Source organism: Salinibacterium sp. NG253, assembly GCF_015864945.1.
Taxonomy (GTDB): Bacteria; Actinomycetota; Actinomycetes; order Actinomycetales; family Microbacteriaceae; genus Rhodoglobus.
In genome coordinates this window covers 421,884-444,376 of sequence record NZ_JADYWF010000001.1, presented here as the reverse complement: position 1 = coordinate 444,376, position 22,493 = coordinate 421,884, and the positions used below count along the sequence as shown (strand labels likewise).

Sequence of the window (22,493 nt, the reverse complement as noted above, 5' to 3'; positions counted from 1 at the left end):
GTCCATGGGCTAGCCGCGTATTATGAGGGCACTCGACCAACGTTGATCGGAGTGCCAGTGGCTAGCCCGTGGATGTCCACCGCTGAATCCAGCGCGCGTGCCCTCGTAGAGCAAGCGCACAACACTGCGATCGGTGATCGCTCCGTCGCCACCGGCGTTCGCCGTTTGGTGCATGAATCGTGGCAACGATCGCTGCGACTCGAACTTGACCCCGATCAGCCGCTCGACTCGCGACAACTCACCGACCACGACCTGCGCGAGTATCGAGACTCTCACCCGCTGTCGCTCGCTCTTCCGACAATCCATCGCTTACTCATCCGTCACACCCTTGATGCGGGCCTCATCGTCGCGATCGGCGACCAAGATGGCCGCCTCCTGTGGATCGACGGAGATCGCACGCTCCGCCGCCGTGCGGAGGGCATGCTGTTCGTCGAAGGCGCGGACTGGAGCGAGAAAGCCGTGGGAACAAGCGCCCCCGGCACAGCCCTCGCTCTCGACCACGGCATCCAAATTCGTGGAGCCGAACACTTCAATCGGATTGTGCATCCCTGGAGTTGCACCGCTGTTCCCGTCCATGATCCGTCAACTGGCGCAATGCTCGGCGTTATCGATATCACGGGTGGCGATGACGCTGTCGCGCCCGCGACACTCCCGCTCATGGAAGCCGCCGTCGCCGCTGTCGAGTCAGAGCTGCGCATTCAAACGCTCGATGCCGAGCGAGCTCGTCCGCGGCGCACCATCCACCGCGCGGTTGTGCGTCCTGAAGCGCTGCCGGCGCTCTCTGTGCTCGGCCTCGAAGGAGGTGCTCTCGAACTCTCAGGCACGGTAATCGAACTGAGCGTGCGCCATGCCGAGATTTTAGTGTTGTTGGCCTGGCATCCCGCCGGACTTTCTGCTGAGCGGCTCGCTGAACTTTTGGGCTGCTCAGTCGATACGGTTCGCCCCGAAATGGTCAGACTGCGTCGGGTGCTCGAGAAAGCTGATCCGAGCCTTGTCCCGACCTCGCGCCCCTACAAGCTGGCGCGAGCCCTCGATCTCGATGCCCGTCGGGTGCTCTCTTTTCTCGATCGCGGCGCGCATCGTGTGGCGTTAGCCGGGTACTCGGGGCCTGTGCTGCCCCGCTCTGTCGCTCCCGGCATTCGGTCGATTCGGGATGAAGTCTGCTCCCGGGTGCGCGACGCGATGTTGACCGACGCCTCGCTCGACACACTGCTGACCTATGCGCGCAGCGATGAGGCCGCCTACGACGTTGAAGTGTGGACGGCCTGCCTCACCCGATTGCCCGCCAAGTCTCCGAAACGGGCGTCTGTCGTCTCGCGCCTCGAACGTATCAACGCCGAGCTCGCCTAACTGCCTCGCCGCCTGACCGCCTCGCAAGAAGTTGCAACGTTGCGGCAACCTGCCCGCACCTAGAGTTCAGGCCACGGCACGAGTTGTGCCGTCGCATCCCAGACAATGACGTCGACAGGAGTCAGCACATGACCATCTATGCAGCCCCCGGCACACCCGAATCTCTCATGACTTTCAAGCCACGCTACGAGAACTGGATTGGCGGTGAGTGGGTCGCTCCGGTCAAGGGGCAGTACTTCGAAAACCTCTCCCCGGTCAACGGACGCCCGTTCACCGAGGTAGCCCGCGGCACTGCCGAAGACATCGAGTTGGCTCTCGATGCAGCCCACAAGGCGGCCCCTGCGTGGGGCAAGACCTCCACCACCGAGCGCGCAGCGGTTCTTCACAAGATCGCGGATGTCATTGATGCGAATCTGGAGATGCTGGCTGTCGCCGAAAGCTGGGATAACGGCAAACCGATTAGGGAGCCACTCAACGCTGACCTTCCGCTCGCGGCTGATCACTTCCGCTACTTTGCTGCCGCCATTCGGGCGCAAGAGGGCCACTTCGCCGAAATGGATGGCGACATGACGGCGTATCACTACAAGGAACCGCTCGGAGTGGTTGGGCAGATCATTCCGTGGAATTTCCCGATCCTGATGGCCGTGTGGAAGCTCGCTCCAGCCCTGGCCGCGGGTAACGCGGTAGTCCTGAAGCCAGCGGAGCAGACGCCCGCCTCGATCTTGGTCCTCATCGAACTTATTGGGGACATCCTCCCGCCCGGTGTCCTCAACATCGTGAATGGATTCGGCGTCGAAGCCGGCAAGCCGCTTGCGTCGAGCCCGCGCATCCGCAAAATCGCGTTCACGGGGGAGACCACCACTGGCCGACTGATTCTGCAGTACGCCAGTGCCAACATCATCCCGGCGACTCTCGAACTGGGCGGAAAGAGCCCGAACATGTTCTTCGAGGATGTTGCGGACCGCGACGACGCTTACTACGACAAAGCGCAAGAGGGCTTTGCGCTCTTTGCCTTCAACCAGGGTGAGGTGTGCACGAGCCCGAGCCGGGCTCTGATCCAGAAGTCGATCTACGACTCTTTCTTGGGCGATGCCGTGGAGCGGACGAGCCGTGCGCTTCAGGGCAACCCTCTCGACACCACCACGCAGGTGGGTGCTCAAGCCTCAAACGACCAGCTAGAGAAGATTCTGAGCTACATCGACATCGGTCAGCAGGAGGGCGCGAAACTAGCGCTCGGCGGCGAACGGGTTGATCTGGGTGGCGATCTGAGTGGCGGCTTCTATGTGCAGCCGACAATCTTCGAAGGTCACAACAAGATGCGCCTGTTCCAGGAGGAAATCTTCGGGCCGGTCGTTGCAGTAACAAGCTTCGACGACTACGCCGACGGTATCTCCATCGCCAACGACACGCTCTACGGCTTGGGTGCCGGTGTCTGGTCACGTAATGGCAATATTGCCTACCGCGCCGGACGCGACCTGCAGGCGGGTCGCGTGTGGGTCAACAACTATCACGCCTATCCCGCTGGCGCCGCGTTCGGCGGCTACAAGAGCTCTGGAATCGGCCGCGAAAATAGTGCCCTCGCCCTTGACCACTACCAGCAGACCAAGAACCTGCTGGTCTCATACTCCGAGAACGCGCTCGGATTCTTCTAAACCAGGGATCGCACGAGGAGGTGGCGGCCAGTGCAGACGTGCTGGCCGCCACTGCGCTATCTACCGCGGCGAGGAGCCAAGAAATGATTGATGCAAGCGTTGTAATCCCGGGAGAAACCCAACCCCGCCTAGCCATGACGGCCGAAAGCATCGACTTGCTTCGAGCACTGTGGCGCACACACGGCCCGCTCATGTTTCATCAGTCTGGCGGGTGCTGCGATGGCAGCTCGCCGATGTGTTTTGCCGCAGGCGAGTTCGTCACGGGAGCGAGCGATGTGCTTCTGGGGGTGTTCGATATTGCGCCCCACGGTCAGCCTGAGCAGCCGATCGAATTCTGGATGTCGGTCGAACAGTTCGCCTACTGGAGCCACACTTTTTTGACGATTGATGTTGTCAAAGGTCGCGGCAGCGGATTCTCTCTTGAGGCGCCGGAGGGAGTGCGTTTCTTGATTCGCTCGACGCTCATGGAGGTTGCCGAACCGTTTAGTTAGGCAATCGCTGTCGGCGGCGCAGGGCAGACTAGTCATGTGTACCTCGTGCTCGCGACTAGCGGCCGCACCCTCACCGCCACCCGAGTGGCTGCAGACGGCGCGGTCATTGCCGAGCACGCGGTTGACGACGTGGCGGCGTTCGTGGTGCAGTCCCAACGCGCTGAGCCCGACATTCGCTGGGTATGGCACGACACTTCAGCGTGGTACCCGGGGCTTTTGGCTGCCCACGTCAGAGTGAACCGGTGCTTCGACCTTCGGCTCTGTCACGCGATTCTCCGTAACTCCGCTTTCACTCGTGAGTCAACGCTGGCACAGGCACCGCCAAGCCGCTGGGATGCGCTTATTCAAGCCGGAGTCGAAGCTCCCATCGAGCACCGTGCCCCGCAACATTCGACGCTCTTCGACTTTGAGGATGACCAGGCGCAGGTTGCCGACGAAGAACTCGACGTACTCGGCGAATTCTTGAGTCAACTCGACGCCGTGGCCTCCTCAACCGAAGCTGGCCGACTGCAACGGCTTCTTTCCGCGGAGTCTGCGGGCGCGCTCATCGCAGCCGAGATGCGTTTTGCTGGTCTCCCATGGAGTGCCGAAGCTCATGACGCGATTCTGACTGTGATGTTGGGGTCGCGACCGAGTGTTGAGGGTGAACGCCCGGTGAAGCTCCAGATGCTCGTTGATCAGATCCGCCTCCTGCTCGACTCGCCGCGACTCACACCTGAATCTCCCGCCGAGCTCTTACGGGCCCTCAGCGTTGCAGGAATTCAAGCCACAACAACGCGCTCGTGGGAGCTCAAACAGTTGAAGCATCCGGTGATTGAACCGCTTCTCGAGTTCAAGAAGTTGCAACGTCTCATGACGGCCAATGGATGGTCGTGGCTCGACTCGTGGGTTGTCGACGGGCGCTTTCGTCCCGACTACGTGCCCGGCGGCGTCGTTACCGGCCGGTGGGCGACCAGTGGCGGAGGGGCCTTGCAGCTACCGCACCTCATCCGCGGCGCTGTGAAGGCCGACCCGGGCTGGAAGTTTGTGGTCGCCGACGCGTCTCAACTCGAGCCACGCATTCTGGCAGCTCTGGCCGGTGACCGCGGAATGGTTGCTGCTGGGGCATCTGGTGACCTCTACGAGGGCATTGTGGCCAGTGGTGCGGTCGACACTCGTGCTCACGCGAAGCTTGCGATGCTCGGCGCGATGTACGGAGCGACCTCGGGGGAGAGCGGCCGATTGATGCCTCGGCTAGCGCGGGCCTACCCGCAGGCGATTGCCCTCGTTGAGCAGGCGGCTCGGGCAGGCGAGCGTGGCGAAGTCGTGAGCACTCAGCTGGGTCGCAGTTCCCCTCCCGGTACCCACGCGGCAACTTACGACGATTCGCAGTCGCCCGCTCAACGTGCGGCGTCTCAAGAACGGGGGCGGTCGTGGGGCCGCTTCACGCGAAACTTTATCGTGCAGGGAACCGCTGCCGAGTGGGCGCTCTGCTGGATGGCGAGCATCCGCAATCGCCTTGGTCAGCTTTCGGATGCCGCGTGGTTTACCGACGCGCCCCACCTCGTGTTTTTCCTACACGACGAGGTCGTGGTGCACGCTCCGGCCCAACTGGCAGACAGGGTCGCCGAGCACATTACGGCGGCTGCGGCAGATGCTGGACGCCTTGTGTTTGGCGATATTCCGGTCACGTTTCCGCTCACGACCGCCATCGTCGATCGCTACGATCAAGCTAAATAGCGGCGCGCACGGAGCCGCGGCACTCTAGCGGGCAGCGTCCTTCGGATCGGTCAGGCGATCGCCGCTTCGTTCACCGAGGCAGCCGTGGCCGGGCGGCCACGTTTGGGCTTGGTGAGGTTCAAGGGAAACGCGTCAACGAGGCCATGCGATTGAGCGGTCGTCAGTGCCGCCTCAACGTGGTCAAGCCAGCGCAACTCGGCCTCGGCGTGGGCGAAAAGCGAATCGGTGACGAGTTGTTCAGCGAACTGACTGGCATCGCGGGCATCCTCACGTACTTCGGCGGTAAGGGAGAGCGCATCAACAGCGCCTCGCGTCGCCTCGCGTTGGTGTTCGATCACGGCGTGCGCATCGACGCCGGGAAGAGTTACGGCAATAGCGAGTTTGATTGCTAGTTCGTCGCGGCTCACGGAGTAGCTGTCGACCGGGGTGGCGAGCCAGTGTTCCGCTTCGATCTTTCCGGCATCCGTGATCGTGTAATACGTCTGTTGCGAGGAGTCAGGGTCTGCGTCGTGGGGCGCGCTCGCTTTGGTCACGAGATCATCGCGCACGAGGCGATCGAGCGTGTTGTATATCTGTCCGACGTTGAGCGGCCAAGTCGATCCGGTGCGCCGGTCGAATTCCGAACGCAACTGATAGCCGTAACAGGGGCCCTGCGCCAGAATCATCAGCAAGCTGTGGCGGATTGACATGCCAGACCTTCCGGGTAAGTCGATACTGAGTATGTACTAAACGACGATAGCCACGAGGCGGATGCGCGGCCGTTGTTCCGCGGTGTGTCGAGTTCTTCGCGCCGCCGAATTCGCGGCTTTGTCGTGGCGATGCTCAATTTGTGCGGTGGATTAATCGCATCGACAAGCCCCCGGATGTACGAGAATGTCCACCCGTTCGACGTAGCCGCAAGATGAACTGGACTCTTCGTGCCGGATTTCGCGCAGACCGACTCACGGCCCATACTCATCTGCGTGAGTGATGCATCAGTGGCCCCAGCAGAGGCGCAAGCCGTTCCCGAGTCGATCAACGATCGCGAATTCGTCTTAGTCTCGTCATCGGGCAGCGCTGTGTCTACCGAATCACCGACACGGTTTCGGTATCACCAAGACGGCTCCATGATTTGGGGCCAGTACTACGGAGACACTGTCTCAGTGGGACGGTTTGTCGGGCGTCGAAGCGGAAACGTCGTTTCGATTAGCTTCGCTCACCGGCTCGTTTCTGGTGGCGAGGTCGTGCTCGGCCACGCCGAGAGCACCATCCAATGGAACGCTGAGGGCAAGCTCGAGCTGTACGAAACTTTTGACAAGGATGGCCAACCTCAGGTCAGCATTTGTGTCGAAGCGGATCGTTGCGCCGCGTGGCCAGAACTTGACCCGGCTCTGCGCACACAACCGCAGCTCGATGGCACGACCTTCATCCTCGAAGAGTCGAGCGCGAGCACCGTTGCAGCGGAACCCACTCGGTTCGAATTCTCTGAGAACTCGGGAGTGCTGTGGGGTTTCTACTACGGGGACACGGTAACGTCGGGCCACTGCGTAGGGCGGTACCGTGATGGCGTGCTCGATGAGTTTTTCGTGCACCATGTCATCGCTAGTGACGCCACGCTTCTGGGCGACAGCAGCACCACACTAGGGTCGCGTGCTGATGGCCGATTCGAACTTGTTGAAGAGTTCGTGCTCGATGGAGTGCCCGGCTCGAGCGTCTGCGTGCAGGTCGTCTAGCGCGCTAGTTGTTGAGGCCCGCACGGTTCGGGTCGGCGCGGGTGAATCGGGTAAGCCCCAACTGCGCAGGTTCTTGCGCTCGCTCGGGGAGATCCGTCGGCAGTAGGTACGGGCGCTGAAAGACTTCATCGAGCACCAGCACCGTCTCAAGCGATTTCACTTCGGGCAGCACGGAAAGCACTCCAACGATGAAATCGTGAATGGCTCCAACCTCGTGTCCACGGATTAGCAGCATGGCGTCATGCTCGCCGGTGGTGATGCGGCAGGACTCGATCTCGGTCATGTTGGTGATGCGGTCACGGAAGCTTGCCCAGGTCTGCGGATGCACAGAGAGAAACACGAGCGCGCAGATTCCGAGCCCGGTTTTTGCCGGATCGACTTGGGCGCTGAAGCCCGTAATCACACCATCGGACATGAGTTGCTCAACGCGCGTGTAGACATTGGCGCGCGAGACATTTACCTTCTCCGCAAGAGCGGACATTGATATTCGTCCGTTATAGCGGAGTTCGCTCAATATCTTCAGGTTGATCTCGTCCAATACGGGCTGTGATTGTCCAGTACTGGACGAGCCGGTGGGGGCTTTGCTGGACATATTGAGTGAAATCTCCCTCATGTTTGAGCCATGGTCTGAATGATTAGGCCTTTGATTGGACAGACTAGCGGGAATTGTGCCAATCTCAAGCACAGCCGTCCAGAGGCTGTTCTATAACCACAAGGAGTTTCCCTTTGCGCACTAAGTTCCGCTACGTAGCGGCCGCATTCGGACTGACTGCATCACTGGCACTCGCCGGTTGCGCTGCAGCAGCACCCGAAGCAAGCGACAGCATCGTTATTGACACCGCTTTCACACTCGAGACCAGCGACCCGGGACGCAACTACGTTCCGACCGGTTACATGGTGTCGAAGGCTCTCTACGAGACGCTCCTCGACTTCGCCGGCTCCGACGAGTCGACTCCCGTTAACGGCCTCGCGTCGTACGAGTCCAACGATGATGCGACGGTCTTCACGTTCACCCTCGAAGACGGGCGCGTCTTCTCTGACGGCTCGGCGATCACTGCTGATGACGTCGTGTTCTCGCTCAACCGCGTTGCGGGAATGACCGAGAGCAAGGCGAACTTCTTGATGAACGGCATCACCGTCACCAAGATCGACGACATGACCGTTGAGCTCAGCACGGAGACCCCGTCGCTCAAGCTCCCCGCCCTCATGACGAACCCGTCGCTCGCCATCCTGAACTCCGCTCTCGTTATCGAAAACGGCGGAACGACCGATGACTCGGATGCTGCTGAAGCATTCTTGAACGAGACGTCCGCTGGTTCCGGCCCGTACATCCTCGACTCGATCAACTTCGAGTCCCAGGTAGTGCTCACCGAGAACGAGAACTATAACGGTGAGGAAGACATCGACTTCACTCGCGTTGTTATCCGCAACGTTTCTGAGGCCGCAACCCAGAAGATCAACCTTGAGGGCGATGACTCGCAGGTAGCCGTTGACCTCAGCGGTGACCAGGTCGCGAGCCTGAGCGATGGCATCAACATCTTCTCGACACCGTCGGCTCAGACGATCTTCCTTCTGATCAACCAGAGCGAAGAGGTAGGTGGCGTTACCGCCAACGCCGACTTCGCGAATGCGGTTCGTTACGCACTCGACTACCCGGCACTGCTCGAACTTGCTGGTGCCGGCTCTGAGCAGGCAACCGGTGTTATCCCGCCGTCATTCCTCGGCGCGCTGGAGAACGGTGTGGCGCAAGACCTCGACGTTGCAGCAGCATCGCTCGAAGCGTCCGGCTACGACGGTGAGAGCATCACGCTCGAATACCCGAACGACTACCCGGTTGGTGGAGTGAGCTTCACCCCGCTCGCCGAGCGCGTTCAGTCGCAGCTTGCGGATGCCGGAATCACCATCGAACTCGCTCCGGCGCCGTTCACCACCCAGATCGATAGCTACGTCAACGGAACCGAAGCTTTCAGCATCTGGTTCTGGGGCCCTGACTACGCCGACTCCGCTAACTTCCTGCCGTTCTCGGCCGGACAGAAGGTCGGACTGCGCGCTGGTTGGACCGCAGACCAAGACAGCGACGTGGTGAACCTCGCTGCAGCAGCAGAGAACGCCACGAACTTCGACGAGCGCGAGACTGCCTTCAGCAACTTCGCTGAAGCGCTGCAGCAGCGTGGCCCGTTCGTTCCGTTGATCGTTCCCGGCTCGAACATTGCGACCGCCTCGTACATTGATGGAGTTGCCTACAACTCCACGTGGACGATGGACATCGCTGAACTGCAAGCTAAGTAGAAAGAATCTCTAGCGTGGGAAATACACCCCGCGCGACCCGCAGGTACTCGGCCAGATCACCTCTGGTCGGGTACCTGCTTCGTCGCCTCGGAACCTCAGTCCTGCTCCTCTTCGGAGTCACTATTGTCACGTTCGCTCTCGCGAACCTGGTGCCGGGTGACCCCATTGCGGCAGCACTCGGTGAAGGGGCGGCGAGCAACCCCGCCACCGTCGAGGCGTATATCAAGGAGCGCGGCCTCGACCAGCCGCTCCCGGTGCAGTATGCCAACTACATCAGCGGCCTGTTCCACGGCGACATGGGTATCTCACTGCGCACTACCCAGCCGGTGGCCGACGACCTTGCTAAGGCCGTTCCCGCCACGGTCGAGATTGCTCTGCTGGCCATCGTCGTGAGCCTTGGTGTTGGTGTTGCGCTCGGTTCGCTCGCGGCCTACCGCCGCGGCAAGATCAGCGACCAACTTGTTCGCGTGTTTTCGCTGATCGGCCTCAGCATCCCCACATTCTGGATGGCACTGGTCAGCTTCAACTTCTTCTTCCTGCAACTGCGCATCGCGCCCGGTTCGGGGCGTCTCTCGCCGGCCCTCGCGCCGCCGCCCACCGTGACTGGTTTTTACACGGTCGATGCGCTCCTGGCCGGCCAGTGGGTGACATTCACTGATGCGCTCGCGCACCTTATGCTTCCCGTCTTCGTGTTGTCGCTCTTCACAATTGGGCTCCTGACGCGCTTCGTTCGCACTTCTGTGCTCGAGGTGTTGGATGCCGATTATGTGCGTGCCGGCCGTGCGAAGGGGCTCAGCGGTCCCCGCCTACTCTTCGGGTACGTGCTTCGCGGAGCATCGCTGCCCATCCTCACGATCGTGGGTCTTGCGTTTGGAACGCTGCTCTCGGGCACTGTGCTCGTCGAGGCAGTGTTCGCGTGGCCCGGCCTCGGCAGCTACGCCTACAACTCGGCAACCAGCCTCGATCTGCCCGGCGTCATGGGCGTCGGTCTCGTCGTTGGCGTTGTCTACCTGTCTATCAACTTCGCCGTCGACCTTCTTTACGGTGTACTCGACCCGAGGGTGAGGCTCGCATGAGAAAGCGTTGGCTAAAGATTCCCGCCGCGTGGATTACTCCGCTCGGCGTCATTGGTGCCGTTATCGCCATCACGTGGGTGGGCATCGCCTTCACTGCGCGGTTGTGGGTTCCTTTCGATCCGCTGTCGCAAGACTTGCCGCGACTGCAGGCCCCCGGTATCGACACTCTGATGGGCACGGATGCTCTCGGCCGTGACATTTTCTCCCGCCTGATGACCGGTGCCAGCGTCACGATCCCGCTGGCGCTCATGCTCGTGCTGATGTCGCTCGTCGTGGGAACCCTCATTGGCGCCATTGCCGGCTACTTCGGCAAGTGGGTCGATGAGTTGCTCATGCGGCTGACGGACCTCGTCATGGCTTTCCCCACGGTCATCCTCGCGATGGTCGTTGCGGCTGCTCTTGGTCCGTCGCTTTTCAACGCCGTCATCGCCGCGTTTGTGGTCTCGTGGCCGCAATATGCCCGAATGACGCGAAGTATCGTGTTGGGGTTGCGAACGCAGAACTACGTCATGGCTGGCCGTCTTATGGGCTTCTCGCCGTTCAAAACTTTGCGCGTCGATATCGCGCCCAACGTGGTTGGTCCGATTCTGGTTCTCGCGAGCCTCGATGTGGGAACCGCGATCCTGTTGCTTTCTGGCCTCTCGTTCCTGGGTCTCGGTGCGCAGCCGCCGACGGCCGAGTGGGGCTCCATGATTTCTGCCGCCATCCAAAACTTCGACAGCTGGTGGATCGGGTTGTTCCCTGGGCTGGCCATCCTCACCGTCGTTATGGCGTTCAACTTCGTGGGTGACTCACTGCGAGACATCTTCGATCCCACCTCCCAGGTATCGCGAGCGGGGGCACGGTCATGAGCGACATCACAACACCTCAGACTGCGGATGCCGCAGCCGCAAGCACCACGCCGGTGCTCACGGTCGCCGGCCTCACTATCGGCATCGGCTCGCGTAAGAACCTGAAGTCCATCGTTAAGGGCATCAGCCTCGCGCTTACCCCCGGACGCATCCAGGGTCTCGCGGGGGAGTCGGGCTCGGGCAAGACGGTCACGTCGCTCGCGATGTTGGGATTGTTGCCGAGCAACGCCGTCGTCGGGGGCTCGATTCGTTTGGGCGACACCGAGTTGGTGGGAATGACTCATCGGCAGCTCAACGATATTCGTGGGCGTCGTATTGCGATGATCTTCCAGGACCCCTCGTCGAGTCTGCACCCGCAGTTGACGGTGGGCACGCAGCTCACTGATCACGTGAAGCGCCATTTGAAGATGTCCGCTAAGCAGGCACGGGCGCACGCTATCGAGCTGCTCGATCGGGTTCGAGTCCCGAATCCGGCTGAGGCTCTTGCCCGCTACCCGCACCAGTTTTCGGGCGGCCAGCGCCAGCGCATCGCTATCGCCATCGCTTTGGCCTGCGATCCGATCGTGTTGCTCGCCGATGAGCCGACTACGGCGCTCGACGTGACCGTTCAGGCGGGCATCCTGCACCTTCTGCGTGATCTGGCCGATGAGCGCCAACTCGCAGTGCTGCTCGTAACCCACGACCTCGGGGTGATGAGCGCGATTGCGGATGACATTGCGGTGATGCGTCATGGCGAGATTGTGGAGTCGAATGTGCGCAGCGAAATCTTCGTGAATCCGCAGCACGCGTACACGCGCGAGCTGCTTGCGTCACTACCGGGCGCTGCTGGCTTCGAGGAGGCAAGCGAATGAGTGAACTGCTTGAGGTTTCAGACCTCGTTATTGAGTACCACGGTGCGACTGTCGTACGCGCGGTCGACGAGGTTTCGCTCACGATTGCTCCCGGCGAAGTGCTGGCTCTCGTGGGGGAGAGCGGTTGTGGCAAGTCGAGCTTGGCCCGCGCTGTTGTGGGAATGGAAAAGCCTCGTGCCGGCGCTGTGACCTATCGCGGTTCTGAAGTTCCGTTGTTGGGTGTTCGCCGTCGTCGCGCACAGTTCACATCGATCCAGATGGTCTTCCAAGATCCCAACTCATCCCTGAACCCGCGGATTCGCGTGGGGCAGCAGATATCAGAAGGCATCCGCGCTGCCGTTGAACGTGGCGATGAAGGCTCGCAGCCCGAAGAATGGCTCGAACGTGTCGGGCTCCCCATCGAGATGGTGTCGCGCTACGCTCACGAACTCTCGGGTGGGCAACGTCAACGTGTCGCTATCGCTCGCGCCTTGGCTGCGCGCCCCGATCTCTTGGTCGCCGACGAACCGATTTCTGCTCTGGATGCGTCCAGCCAGGCATCCGTCGCTGACATGATGCGCAAGCTCGCGCTCGATGCCGGCGCGGGGTTGCTCTTCATCTCTCACGACCTCGCTATCGTGCGCCTCATCGCCGACCGCACCGTGGTGATGTACCGCGGCAAGATCGTCGAATCTGGCGTTTCGGATCTGATCTGGAATGACCCAGTGCATCCGTACACGCGAGCGCTCATCTCGGCGATTCCCGAGCCTGATGGCAAGGGCAACCTGCCTGCTGCACCGGCTGCAGACGCTCCAGAAGAGTGGCGGATGACGCTTCCTGAGGCCCTCGACCGCGCATAATCCGCGTCAGCGGTTCCTCTCGAGTGGGTACGATTGCGCCCAAATTGCGTAAATGTAACTACACGCTTGTGTTTTGGCGGATTATTCGGGGATAATGTCCCCAAGCGGTTCGCCGCACAATTTAACAGCTCCGTGCCGTCACAGGCACCGTTCGTGGGTCGATGGGGAAGTCGCATCCAACGGAACGGAGATATCGTGACTGCACAAAACGCTCGCGGAGTGCTCTACGTGCACTCTGCTCCTCGCGCGCTCTGCCCACACATCGAGTGGGCTGCTGGTCGCGCCCTTGAACGTGCCGTGAACTTTGACTGGGATGATCAACCCGTGCTCAAAGGTTCTCAGCGTGCTGAGTTCTATTGGGAGGGGCCGCAGGGCTCCGGTGCCACGCTTGCATCCTCCCTGCGTGGATGGGAACACCTCCGTTTCGAAGTCACCGAAGACCCGAGTCCGGGTTCGGACGGCGGTCGCTGGATGCACACGCCCGACCTCGGCATCTTCTTCGCGCAGACCGACAGCGTCGGCAACATGGTGATTCCGGAAGACCGCTTGCGCTACGCGATGGAAGCTGCGGGTTCCGATGCTTTCGAGCTGCACCGCGAACTTCGCCTTGCTCTCGGCCAGGCGTGGGACGACGAACTTGAGTCGTTCCGTCACGCCAGTCAAGATTCTGCAGTTGTGTGGCTTCACAAGGTAGGTTGACGATGATTTCCGAACGCACGGCTCTCCCAGAAGTTGCGGTTGACACTCGGATTCCACTCATCGAATGGCATGACTGCGTTGACGTCGTGCTCGATTCCGTCGATTCGACTTTTGATGGAGAGTGCTCTCTCCATGATGGATGTCGTTCCATCCTCTAATTCCCTCGGTCTGCACATTTGTGCGACTGATTGTTCGCTGCGAGCGTGCCGTTCAGGTAGCTTCCAGCAGACTCCCGGCGTAGCGTTAAGACGTGGCCGGAAGTTTTCGGGCACGGTTGCCACAACGGACCGTTCCCGGGTCCTCGGACCTTGTTCTTCCGGCTGAAACTATTTCAGGATTTGGAAGGAACATCATGTCTCGTTTTGACGGAAAAGTAGTTCTCATTAGCGGTGGTGCCCGCGGAATGGGCGAGTCCCACAGTCGTGCCATTGTCGCCGAGGGTGGCAAGGTTGTCATCACCGACGTTTTGGATGCTGAGGGCCAGACTCTCGCGGACGAACTTGGTGAGAGTGCCGTCTATGCCCACCTCGATGTCACCAACGAGGAAGAGTGGCTTGCGGCTGTGAAGCTTGCGGTCGACACCTTCGGCGGCCTCAACGTCCTGATCAACAACGCCGGAATCGCAAACTTCGGCACTCTCGACACTTATACCGCTAAGGATTGGTCGCTGATCATCGGGATTAACCTCACCGGCGCCTTCCTCGGCATCAAGTCGGCGGCACCCGAATTGGTCAAGAACGAGACCTCCTCTATCGTGAACATCTCGTCGACGGCTGGCATGCAGGGCTTCGCCGCCCTCCACGGCTACACAGCCTCCAAGTTTGGCCTTCGCGGCTTGACGAAGTCTGTCGCCATGGAACTCGGACACCAGGGTGTGCGAGTCAACTCTGTTCACCCCGGTAACATCCGCACTCCCATGACTGATGGCTTGGAGACCGACGACTCAAGCACGCCGATTCCTCGTCTCGGAGAGCCGGAAGAAGTCACCAAAATGGTTCTCTTCCTCGCCAGCGAGGACGCAAGTTACTCGACCGGATCTGAATTCATCATCGACGGTGGGGTTCTCGCGGGCGACGGCGCGGTCAACTAGCGCTCGAACCTAGCGGAGCGTGTTCACGCACTGACAACGCTTAACGAGAATCGCCCGTCCGATCATTGATCGGACGGGCGATTCTTCGTTAACACTCAACTCGCTAAAGCGGCCGAGCCAGCTCCGTGACTAAACCGAACGGAATGCGGCGACAGCGTTGTGTCCACCAAAGCCGAACGAGTTGCTGATGGCCAGCTGGGGGCCTGAGCCGAGATCGCGGGGCGACGTGACGACGTCCAGCGGAATCTCGGGGTCTTGGTTCGTGAGGTTGATGGTCGGGGGAGCCGTGCGGTGATGGAGTGCCAGCACCGTGAAGATCGCCTCGAGTGCCCCTGTGCCGCCCAGGAGGTGGCCGGTCGCGCCCTTGGTGGCGGAAACCGGAATGTTGGGCAGGTGGTCACCAAAAATGCGCAGGAGCGCCTTGTACTCGGCAATATCGCCAACGGGCGTGCTCGTGGCGTGCGCGTTGATGTGGGTAACGTCTTCTGGCGTTGCTCCGGCAGCTTCGAGGGCGTCGCGCACGGCGCGTGCTGCGGCGGTTCCCTCGGGGTCGGGAGCGGTGATGTGGTACGAGTCACTCGTGACAGCGCCACCGGCGAGCTCAGCATAAATGCGTGCGCCGCGAGCAAGAGCGTGTTCTTCGGTCTCCAGAACGAGCGTTGCGGCTCCTTCGCCGAGAACGAAACCATCGCGGGAGACGTCGTAGGGGCGCGAAGCCGTCGCCGGGTCGTCGTTGCGCTTCGAGAGTGCCTGCATCGACGCGAACGCGGCGATAGGAAGCGGGTGAACCACTGCTTCCGTTCCACCGGCAATCACGACATCCGCAAGCCCTGCCTGAAGGTGAGCGTAGGCGTTGGCGAGAGCCTCGGTGCTGGAGGCACACGCAGAAACGTCGGTGCGAGCATAGGCACGTGACGGGATCGCCATGCTGATGGCGGCTGCAGCAGCGTTCGGCATCAGCATCGGAATAGTCATCGGCAAAACGCGGCGTGGACCCTTTTCGCGCAGGGTGTCCCACGCGTCAAGGAGCGTCCAGAGTCCGCCGATACCGGTGGAATAGTCAACACCAATACGCTCAGGGTCGACGTCAGGTGAGCCCGCATCGGCCCACGCTTCGCGTGCCGAGATGAGGGCGAACTGGCTGGAAGGATCGAGTCGCTTGTACTCGACGCGCTCCAAAACCTCTTCGGGGCGCACTTTTGCCTGCGCCGCAAACGTTACGGGGAGAGAATACTTTTCGACCCAGTCCTGCTCGAGAGAGCGGGCTCCGGATTCGCCAGCGAGAAGGGCGTTCCACGACTCGGTCGCGGTTCCGCCGATGGGCGTAGTGGCACCGATACCGGTGACAACGATCTTTTTGGTCATTTCACGTTCCTTTTGAGTGCATGGCTCAGAAAGCCCGCCAACGGCAGACTTCTGCAGTGCTGCGCGGAGGCCAACCGCAGCGAGTGCGGTTGGCCATCCACGTCGAGCGGGTGTTACGCCTGAGCGTTGGTGATGAAGTTCACTGCGTCACCGACGGTCTTGAGGTTCTTTACCTCTTCGTCGGGGATCTTGACGTCGAACTTCTCTTCGGCGTTAACAACGATCGTCATCATCGAGATGGAGTCGATGTCGAGGTCATCGGTGAACGACTTGCCCATCTCAACAGTGTCGGTCGCAATGCCGGTCTCGTCGTTGATGAGCTCAGCCAATCCGGCCATAACTTCTTCAGTGGACAGTGCCATGTTTTTCTCCTTGGGATGTAAATTGACCGTTAGCCAGTGTAGGCCAGCAGCCGCGTCGAGCGGGGGTACTACGGCAGAACGATTACTTGCGCGCCAAAGACGAGACCAGCGCCAAAACCGATCTGAAGGGCGAGGCCGCCGCTCAATTCGGGGTGTTCTTCGAGCAGACGGTGTGTCGCGAGCGGGATGGATGCTGCCGACGAGTTGCCCATGTCGGCAACGTCGCGAGCGATAACTACAGACTCGGGCAGCTTCAGTTGCTTCGCGAACTCGTCGATGATGCGCATGTTGGCCTGGTGAGGGATGAACGCAGCGAGGTCTTCTGCGGTGATACCCGCGACATCCAACGCTTCCTTGGCAACCTTTGCCATGTCCCAGACTGCCCAACGGAAAACGGTCTGGCCCTCTTGGCGGAGGGTCGGCCACGCTGCTTCGCCCTCGCGAAAGTCGACGAGCGTTGCGTTCATTTTGATCGCGTCAGCCTTCGAGCCATCCGAGCCCCAAACCGGAGCCGAGATACCGGGGGTGTCGCTCGGGCCAATAACAACAGCGCCGGCACCATCAGCCAGAAGGAAGGAAATGCTGCGGTCGGTGGGATCGACAAGATCAGAGAGCTTCTCGGCGCCGATTACGAGAGCGTATGTGGCCGCTCCCGCGCGAATCAAAGCATCAGCCTGAGTGACCGCGTAGCTGAAGCCCGCGCAGGCAGCGTTCACGTCGTACGCCGCGGCAGGGTTGGCTCCCACGCGGTCGGCGACAACTGCAGACATCGAGGGTGTCTGCAGAACATTGCTGATCGTCGCGATGATGACGAGGTCGATCTCCGACGGGTCGACGCCAGACTTCTCAATCGCTTCGCGAGCGGCATCTGTGGCGAGATCGACCGCGAGGATGCCCGCTGACGCGCGACGGCGGGTGATCATGCCGGTGCGCTGCTGAATCCACTCATCGCTCGAGTCGATTGCTTCAACGAGCTGATTGTTGTCCACAACCAGGTCACCGCGGGCAGCGCCATAACTGTAAATCTTGGTGAACTGTGACCCGGCGGACTGGGTGAGGGTGGGTGCGGTCATGCGTTGGCCTCCATCAGGTCAAATGCTGCGGATAAATCGTCTGGTGTCTTCACGGCGACGGCCGGGATGCCCCGGAGTCCGCGCTTGGCGAGGCCAACAAGAGCGCCAGCGGGCGCAAGTTCAATAATTCCGGTGACGCCGGCATCCGCCAGTGAGTTCATCGTGAGATCCCAACGAACCGGCGACGACACTTGCCCCACCAGGAGATCGACGAAGTGCGACCCGCTCTCGATGAGCGAACCGTCACGGTTGGTGTAGATCGGCAACGTGGGGTCGTGCGCCGTGAGGGTCGCAGCGAATGTCTCGAGGTGGGCGACAGCTGGTTGCATGTAGCGGGTGTGGAAGGCTCCCGCGACCTGAAGCGGAATTACCCGCGTTCCCTTGAGGGGGTCTTCGGAGAGCTTCGCGAGAGCATCCAGCGCTCCGGCAACAACGATTTGTCCGCCACCGTTGAAATTCGCTGGCTGCAGTCCCAGCTCGGCAAGACGCTCAAGCAGCGCCTCTTCGTCTCCGCCGATGACGGCGGACATGCCCGTTGATTCCAGTGCGGCGGCGGAAGCCATTGCCGCACCACGCTCGACGACAAAGCGCATCGCATCGCTTTCGGACAGAATTCCGGATGCCGCGGCGGCCGTGATCTCGCCGACTGAATGTCCAGCGACCGCACCGATGTGCTTGCGGCGGTCGCCTGCCGTCAGTGCGCTCAACGTGAGTAGTCCAGCGGCGACGATGAGTGGCTGAGCGACTGCGGTGTCACGGATGGTGTCGGCATCCGACGTCGTTCCGTGGGCGATCAGGTCGATGCCGGCGGCTTCTGAGATCGCGCCGAGTTGGTCGCGCAGAGAGGAATCTTCGAGCCATGGCTCGAGAAAACCGGGGGTCTGGGAGCCCTGTCCGGGCGCTACTACAACAATCACTTAGCTAGTCTGCCAATCTTTCGTCGGAATCGCTTGGATAAGCCCACCAAAGCTTGGAGGGATCGTTGTGTGAACTCACCAAAGCGGGATGGTTAGCGGGCGCGTCCCGGCTCGGGATCAGAAATGGAACCCACGATGAGAGCCGCTTGCAGAATCAACGCCTCCCGTGCACCAGTCGCATCCCAGCCAATCACTTCGCTGACTCGCTTCAAGCGATAGCGCACCGTGTTGGGGTGCACAAAGAGTTCGCGAGCAGTGGCTTCAAGAGAGCGACCATTATCGAGGTAGCACCACAGAGTCGTCAGTAGATCGGTCGAGTGTGCCTGCAGCGGTTTGTAGATCTTGTTGATGAGAGTCGACCGTGCCAACGGGTCGCCCGCGAACGCGCGCTCCGGCAGCAGGTCGTCGGCCATAGTCGGTCGAGGCGCGTTACGCCAGGACCGCGCTACCGCAAAGCCGGCAAGAGCAGCTTTTGCGCTCTTGGAAGCGTCGACCAAGCTCGGCACTTCCGGCCCGAGCACAAGGTGCCCGCTTCCGAATCCCGGCTCGAGCTGCTCGGCGATCGTGATGAACGGTAGGGGCTCAGCATCTTCCGCCTTTTCTGAACGGGGAGCTGCGCGACCAATAACGAGCACAAGTCGACTGCCCTGCACCCCGATGAGAACGTCAGCGTCGAGATGACGAGCTGTTCGCCGAAGCTGATCGACGTCGAGCTGGCGTGGAGACGTTCCGACGAGAACACAGACCTCGCCGTGACCATTCCATCCCAGCGCTGCGATGCGACTCGGAAGCTCGTTGTCGTACTCGCCACTCAGAATCGAGTCCACGACGAGGGCTTCAAGGCGGGCATCCCAGAGTCCTCGAGCTTCTGCCGCACGAGCGTAGACATCTGCCGAGGCAAACGCGATTTCCCGCGAGTACAACAGGATCGCTTCCCGCAAGACGTCGTCATCCGCTTTCACGCGCGCTTCAACAACTTCGACGGCGATCCGAATCAGTTGAAGCGTTTGCTGCAGCGAAACCGAACGCAAAAGTTCTCGCGGGGCAGCCCCAAACACGTCCGCCGCAATCCACGGCGTCGTCGTCGGGTCTTCAAACCAGCTGATGAAGCTCGTGATGCCAGCCTGAGCAACTAAACCGACAGCGGAACGCCGCCCTGGTGGCATTTTGCTATACCAGGGCAGCGTGTCCTCAAGCCGTTTGAGCGTTGCAGTCGAGAGTTCGCCCGTGATGACACGTAACCAGGCGAGTGTTTGCGCCTTAGTTTTTTGTACCGGGGGAATGGTTGCGACCTAGCTTTCGCCGCCGGCGGAACCGGTGGTGCCTTCGTTGACGTCGTGAAGGCTGTACTTCTCAATCGCTTGAGCCGGAACAGCAGGATCCATCTCGCCGCGCTTCACGAGCATCTCCAAAGTGCGAACGACCATCGAGTGGCTGTCGATCTTGAAGAAGCGGCGTGCAGCAGCTCGTGTGTCTGAGAAACCGAAGTCATCAGCACCCAAAGTCGCGAACTCACCGGGAACGAACGCCCGGATCTGATCGGGGACCGCGTGCATGAAGTCGGTGACCGCAACAAACGGGCCCTTGGCATCCGCGAGCTTTGTCGTGACGTAGGGAATGTGAGGTTCTTCGTTGGGGTGAAGGAAGTTGTGCTCTTCAGCAGCAATTCCATCGCGACGAAGCTCCGTCCAGGACGTGACCGACCAGACATCGGCTGCAACGCCCCAGTCCGAGGCCAGAATCTGCTGCGCTTCTAGCGCCCACGGCACTGCGACACCGGATGCCATCAATTGAGCCTTGGGGCCAGTGATAGTCGGCGACGACAGGTGGTAAATACCCTTCAGTGCACCCTCGACATCGAAGTTCTCCGGCTCAGCAGGCTGAACAAGTGGCTCGTTGTACAAGGTCAGGTAGTACATGACGTTGGGGTCTTCGTGCTTGCCGCCGTACATCCGCTCGATACCAGCGCGCACAATGTGGCCGAGCTCGTAGCCGTAGGCAGCGTCGTAGCTAACCACTGCGGGGTTGGTGGATGCCAACAGAATCGAGTGTCCGTCAGCGTGCTGCAGTCCCTCACCCGTCAGCGTCGTGCGACCGGCAGTGGCGCCCATGATGAAACCGCGCGCCATCTGGTCGCCAGCAGCCCACATGGCATCGCCCGTGCGCTGGAACCCGAACATCGAGTAGAAGACGTAGACCGGGATGAGCGGCTCGCCGTTGGTGGCGTAGGAAGTGCCGACGGCCGTGAAAGCAGCAAATGCTCCTGCTTCGTTGATGCCAACGTGCACGATCTGGCCCTGCGGGCTCTCCTTGTAGGCCAGCAACTGCTCGCGGTCTACCGAGGTGTAGTGCTGCCCGGCGGGGTTGTAGATCTTCGCCGTGGGGAAGTAGGCGTCCATGCCGAACGTGCGTGCCTCATCCGGGATGATCGGCACAATGCGGTTACCGATGGACTTGTCGCGCAAGAGGTCCTTGAGCAGGCGGGCGAAGGCCATGGTGGTGGCGATCTCCTGCTTGCCGGAGCCCTTCTTGACGACGTCATAGGTCTTTGCTTCGGGAAGCTCGAGCTGCGTGTACTTGGTGCGACGCTCAGGCACATAGCCGCCAAGTTCACGCCGGCGCTCTTGCATGTACTGAATGGCCTCATCGTCTTCACCCGGGTGGTAGAACGGGGGCTGGTACGGATCTGCTTCGAGCGCGGCATCCGTAATCGGGATGTGCATTTCGTCGCGGAACTTTTTGAGGTTGTCGAGCGTGAGCTTCTTCATCTGGTGGGTCGCATTGCGGCCCTCGAAGCTGGGGCCGAGGCCGTAGCCCTTGACCGTCTTCGCGAGGATGACCGTCGGCTGCCCCTTGTGCTCACTGGCTGCCTTGAACGCGGCGTAGACCTTGCGGTAGTCGTGGCCACCACGCTTGAGGTTCCACACATCGTCGTCCGAGAGGTGTTCAACCATCTTGAGCGTGCGCGGGTCGCGACCGAAGAAGTTCTCGCGAACGTAAGCGCCAGACTCTGCCTTGTAGGTCTGGTAGTCGCCGTCGGGAGTGCGGTTCATGAGGTCGCGCAGTGCGCCCTCAGTGTCGTTGGCGAGCAGGTCATCCCACTCGCGGCCCCAGACAACCTTGATGACGTTCCAGCCGGCACCCCGGAAGAAGCTCTCGAGCTCCTGAATGATTTTGCCGTTACCGCGAACGGGGCCGTCAAGGCGCTGCAGGTTGCAGTTGATGACAAAGTTGAGGTTGTCGAGCTTCTCGTTGGCTGCCCACTGGAGGGCGCCACGGCTTTCGACCTCGTCCATCTCACCGTCACCGAGGAATGCCCAGACCTGCTTCTCTGACACATCCTTGATGCCACGGTTGCTGATGTACTTGTTGTTCTGGGCCTGATAGATCGCGTTGATCGGGCCGAGACCCATCGAGACCGTGGGGAACTGCCAGAACTCCGGCATGAGGCGCGGGTGCGGGTAGCTCGAGATGCCATTCGGTGCCTGTGACTTCTCTTGACGGAAGCCCTTCAGCTGGTCTTCGCTCATGCGACCTTCGAGGAAGGCGCGAGCATACATACCGGGGGAGGCGTGGCCCTGGTAGAAGATTTGGTCTCCACCAGATTCGTGGTCTGCACCACGGAAGAAGTGGTTGTGCCCTACTTCGTAGAGGGCAGCAGACGACGCGTACGTCGAGATGTGCCCACCAACGCCCACACCGGGTCGTTGTGCGCGGTGCACAGTGATTGCGGCATTCCAGCGAATCCACGCACGGTAGCGACGTTCGAGTTTTTCGTCACCCGGGAAGTCGGGCTCATCTTCTTTGGCGATGGTGTTGATGTAGTCCGTTGTCGGAACCATCGGCACACCAAGGTGCAAGTCTTTAGAACGCTTGAGAAGGCTGAGCATGATCTCGCGACCGCGCTCGTGGCCTTGTGCTGCAACGAGGGAGTCGAGTGATTCGTTCCACTCGGCGGTCTCCTCCGGGTCCTTATCGGTGTTGGTTACCGAGTATGGGTCCTGGTCGTTTACCGTCACCGTTGACCTCTTTCGTGTAGAGAACAGAGTCGTGCGAGTCGAGGCACTACCGGGTTGCGGATGTGATGGGATCGACTACGCCCATCGATTCTAGTTGTCGAATGCGGCAAGATTCGAACCGGGCCATTTTCTCCCGCA

20 protein-coding genes are annotated in these 22,493 nt (G+C 60.9%); 12 read left to right on the top strand and 8 right to left on the bottom strand.

The window, feature by feature from the left end:
* Positions 1–72: 72 nt before the first annotated feature.
* The 4 genes from I6E52_RS02125 to I6E52_RS02110 all read left to right on the top strand — a co-directional run bounded on the left by I6E52_RS02125 (position 73) and on the right by I6E52_RS02110 (position 5,212).
* A complete protein-coding gene (locus I6E52_RS02125) occupies positions 73–1,350 on the top strand; it encodes a transcriptional regulator (RefSeq protein WP_231601736.1) in 1,278 nt (425 codons plus the stop codon).
* Positions 1,351–1,478: 128 nt separating this feature from the next.
* On the top strand, positions 1,479–3,002 hold the full coding sequence (locus I6E52_RS02120; protein ID WP_197154517.1) for an aldehyde dehydrogenase family protein: 1,524 nt from the start codon (positions 1,479–1,481) through the stop codon (positions 3,000–3,002).
* A gap of 83 nt (positions 3,003–3,085) precedes the next feature.
* On the top strand, positions 3,086–3,493 hold the full coding sequence (locus I6E52_RS02115) for a DUF779 domain-containing protein (RefSeq protein ID WP_197154516.1): 408 nt from the start codon (positions 3,086–3,088) through the stop codon (positions 3,491–3,493).
* Between the two features lie 36 nt (positions 3,494–3,529).
* On the top strand, positions 3,530–5,212 hold the full coding sequence (locus I6E52_RS02110; protein ID WP_197154515.1) for a bifunctional 3'-5' exonuclease/DNA polymerase: 1,683 nt from the start codon (positions 3,530–3,532) through the stop codon (positions 5,210–5,212).
* A 50-nt stretch (positions 5,213–5,262) separates the two neighbouring features.
* Here the strand turns inward: I6E52_RS02110 and I6E52_RS02105 are convergent, their stop codons facing one another.
* Complete coding sequence (locus tag I6E52_RS02105) at positions 5,263–5,901, bottom strand: PadR family transcriptional regulator (RefSeq protein WP_197154514.1); 639 nt, start codon at positions 5,899–5,901, stop codon at positions 5,263–5,265.
* A gap of 273 nt (positions 5,902–6,174) precedes the next feature.
* Between I6E52_RS02105 and I6E52_RS02100 the strand changes: the two genes are divergently transcribed.
* Positions 6,175–6,924 (top strand): hypothetical protein, encoded by a 750-nt coding sequence (locus I6E52_RS02100; RefSeq protein ID WP_197154513.1) that lies wholly within the window; start codon positions 6,175–6,177, stop codon positions 6,922–6,924.
* A 4-nt stretch (positions 6,925–6,928) separates the two neighbouring features.
* Here the strand turns inward: I6E52_RS02100 and I6E52_RS02095 are convergent, their stop codons facing one another.
* Positions 6,929–7,516, bottom strand: a complete 588-nt coding sequence (locus I6E52_RS02095; RefSeq protein WP_197156877.1) for an Lrp/AsnC family transcriptional regulator — start codon at positions 7,514–7,516, stop codon at positions 6,929–6,931.
* Between the two features lie 134 nt (positions 7,517–7,650).
* Here I6E52_RS02095 and I6E52_RS02090 point away from each other — a divergent pair, with 134 nt between their 5' ends.
* From I6E52_RS02090 to I6E52_RS02060, 7 genes are all read left to right on the top strand, one after another.
* Entirely contained in the window at positions 7,651–9,213 is a 1,563-nt protein-coding gene (locus I6E52_RS02090; protein WP_197154512.1) for an ABC transporter substrate-binding protein, read from the top strand.
* Positions 9,214–9,227: 14 nt separating this feature from the next.
* The gene (locus I6E52_RS02085; RefSeq protein WP_197154511.1) at positions 9,228–10,289 is read left to right on the top strand and encodes an ABC transporter permease; all 1,062 of its coding nucleotides are present in this window, start codon (positions 9,228–9,230) and stop codon (positions 10,287–10,289) included.
* Positions 10,286–11,140, top strand: coding sequence for an ABC transporter permease (locus I6E52_RS02080; protein WP_197135709.1), 855 nt, complete (start codon positions 10,286–10,288; stop codon positions 11,138–11,140). The genes I6E52_RS02085 and I6E52_RS02080 overlap by 4 nt, the downstream gene beginning before the upstream one ends.
* Positions 11,137–11,991 (top strand): ABC transporter ATP-binding protein, encoded by an 855-nt coding sequence (locus tag I6E52_RS02075; protein ID WP_197154510.1) that lies wholly within the window; start codon positions 11,137–11,139, stop codon positions 11,989–11,991. Before I6E52_RS02080 ends, I6E52_RS02075 begins: the two co-directional genes overlap by 4 nt.
* Positions 11,988–12,830, top strand: coding sequence for an ABC transporter ATP-binding protein (locus tag I6E52_RS02070; protein ID WP_197154508.1), 843 nt, complete (start codon positions 11,988–11,990; stop codon positions 12,828–12,830). Before I6E52_RS02075 ends, I6E52_RS02070 begins: the two co-directional genes overlap by 4 nt.
* A gap of 195 nt (positions 12,831–13,025) precedes the next feature.
* A complete protein-coding gene (locus tag I6E52_RS02065; RefSeq protein WP_197124467.1) occupies positions 13,026–13,529 on the top strand; it encodes a DUF3145 domain-containing protein in 504 nt (167 codons plus the stop codon).
* 352 nt (positions 13,530–13,881) lie between these two features.
* A complete protein-coding gene (locus I6E52_RS02060; protein WP_197154506.1) occupies positions 13,882–14,619 on the top strand; it encodes an SDR family oxidoreductase in 738 nt (245 codons plus the stop codon).
* A gap of 129 nt (positions 14,620–14,748) precedes the next feature.
* On the opposite strand, the gene I6E52_RS02055 is transcribed toward I6E52_RS02060, so the two are convergent.
* The 6 genes from I6E52_RS02055 to aceE all read right to left on the bottom strand — a co-directional run bounded on the left by I6E52_RS02055 (position 14,749) and on the right by aceE (position 22,355).
* The gene (locus I6E52_RS02055; protein ID WP_197154505.1) at positions 14,749–15,984 is read right to left on the bottom strand and encodes a beta-ketoacyl synthase; all 1,236 of its coding nucleotides are present in this window, start codon (positions 15,982–15,984) and stop codon (positions 14,749–14,751) included.
* A 113-nt stretch (positions 15,985–16,097) separates the two neighbouring features.
* Complete coding sequence (locus I6E52_RS02050; protein WP_197124471.1) at positions 16,098–16,346, bottom strand: acyl carrier protein; 249 nt, start codon at positions 16,344–16,346, stop codon at positions 16,098–16,100.
* Positions 16,347–16,414: 68 nt separating this feature from the next.
* Positions 16,415–17,419: a beta-ketoacyl-ACP synthase III gene (locus I6E52_RS02045; RefSeq protein WP_197154504.1), complete on the bottom strand. Its 1,005-nt coding sequence runs from the start codon at positions 17,417–17,419 to the stop codon at positions 16,415–16,417.
* Entirely contained in the window at positions 17,416–18,336 is a 921-nt protein-coding gene (locus tag I6E52_RS02040; RefSeq protein ID WP_197154503.1) for an ACP S-malonyltransferase, read from the bottom strand. The genes I6E52_RS02045 and I6E52_RS02040 overlap by 4 nt, the downstream gene beginning before the upstream one ends.
* A gap of 92 nt (positions 18,337–18,428) precedes the next feature.
* Positions 18,429–19,502, bottom strand: coding sequence for a CdaR family transcriptional regulator (locus I6E52_RS02035; RefSeq protein ID WP_231601162.1), 1,074 nt, complete (start codon positions 19,500–19,502; stop codon positions 18,429–18,431).
* Positions 19,503–19,628: 126 nt separating this feature from the next.
* Positions 19,629–22,355 carry a pyruvate dehydrogenase (acetyl-transferring), homodimeric type gene (aceE, locus tag I6E52_RS02030; protein ID WP_197154502.1) on the bottom strand — a complete coding sequence of 909 codons (2,727 nt, stop codon included), beginning with the start codon at positions 22,353–22,355 and terminating at the stop codon, positions 19,629–19,631.
* Positions 22,356–22,493 lie beyond the last annotated feature (138 nt).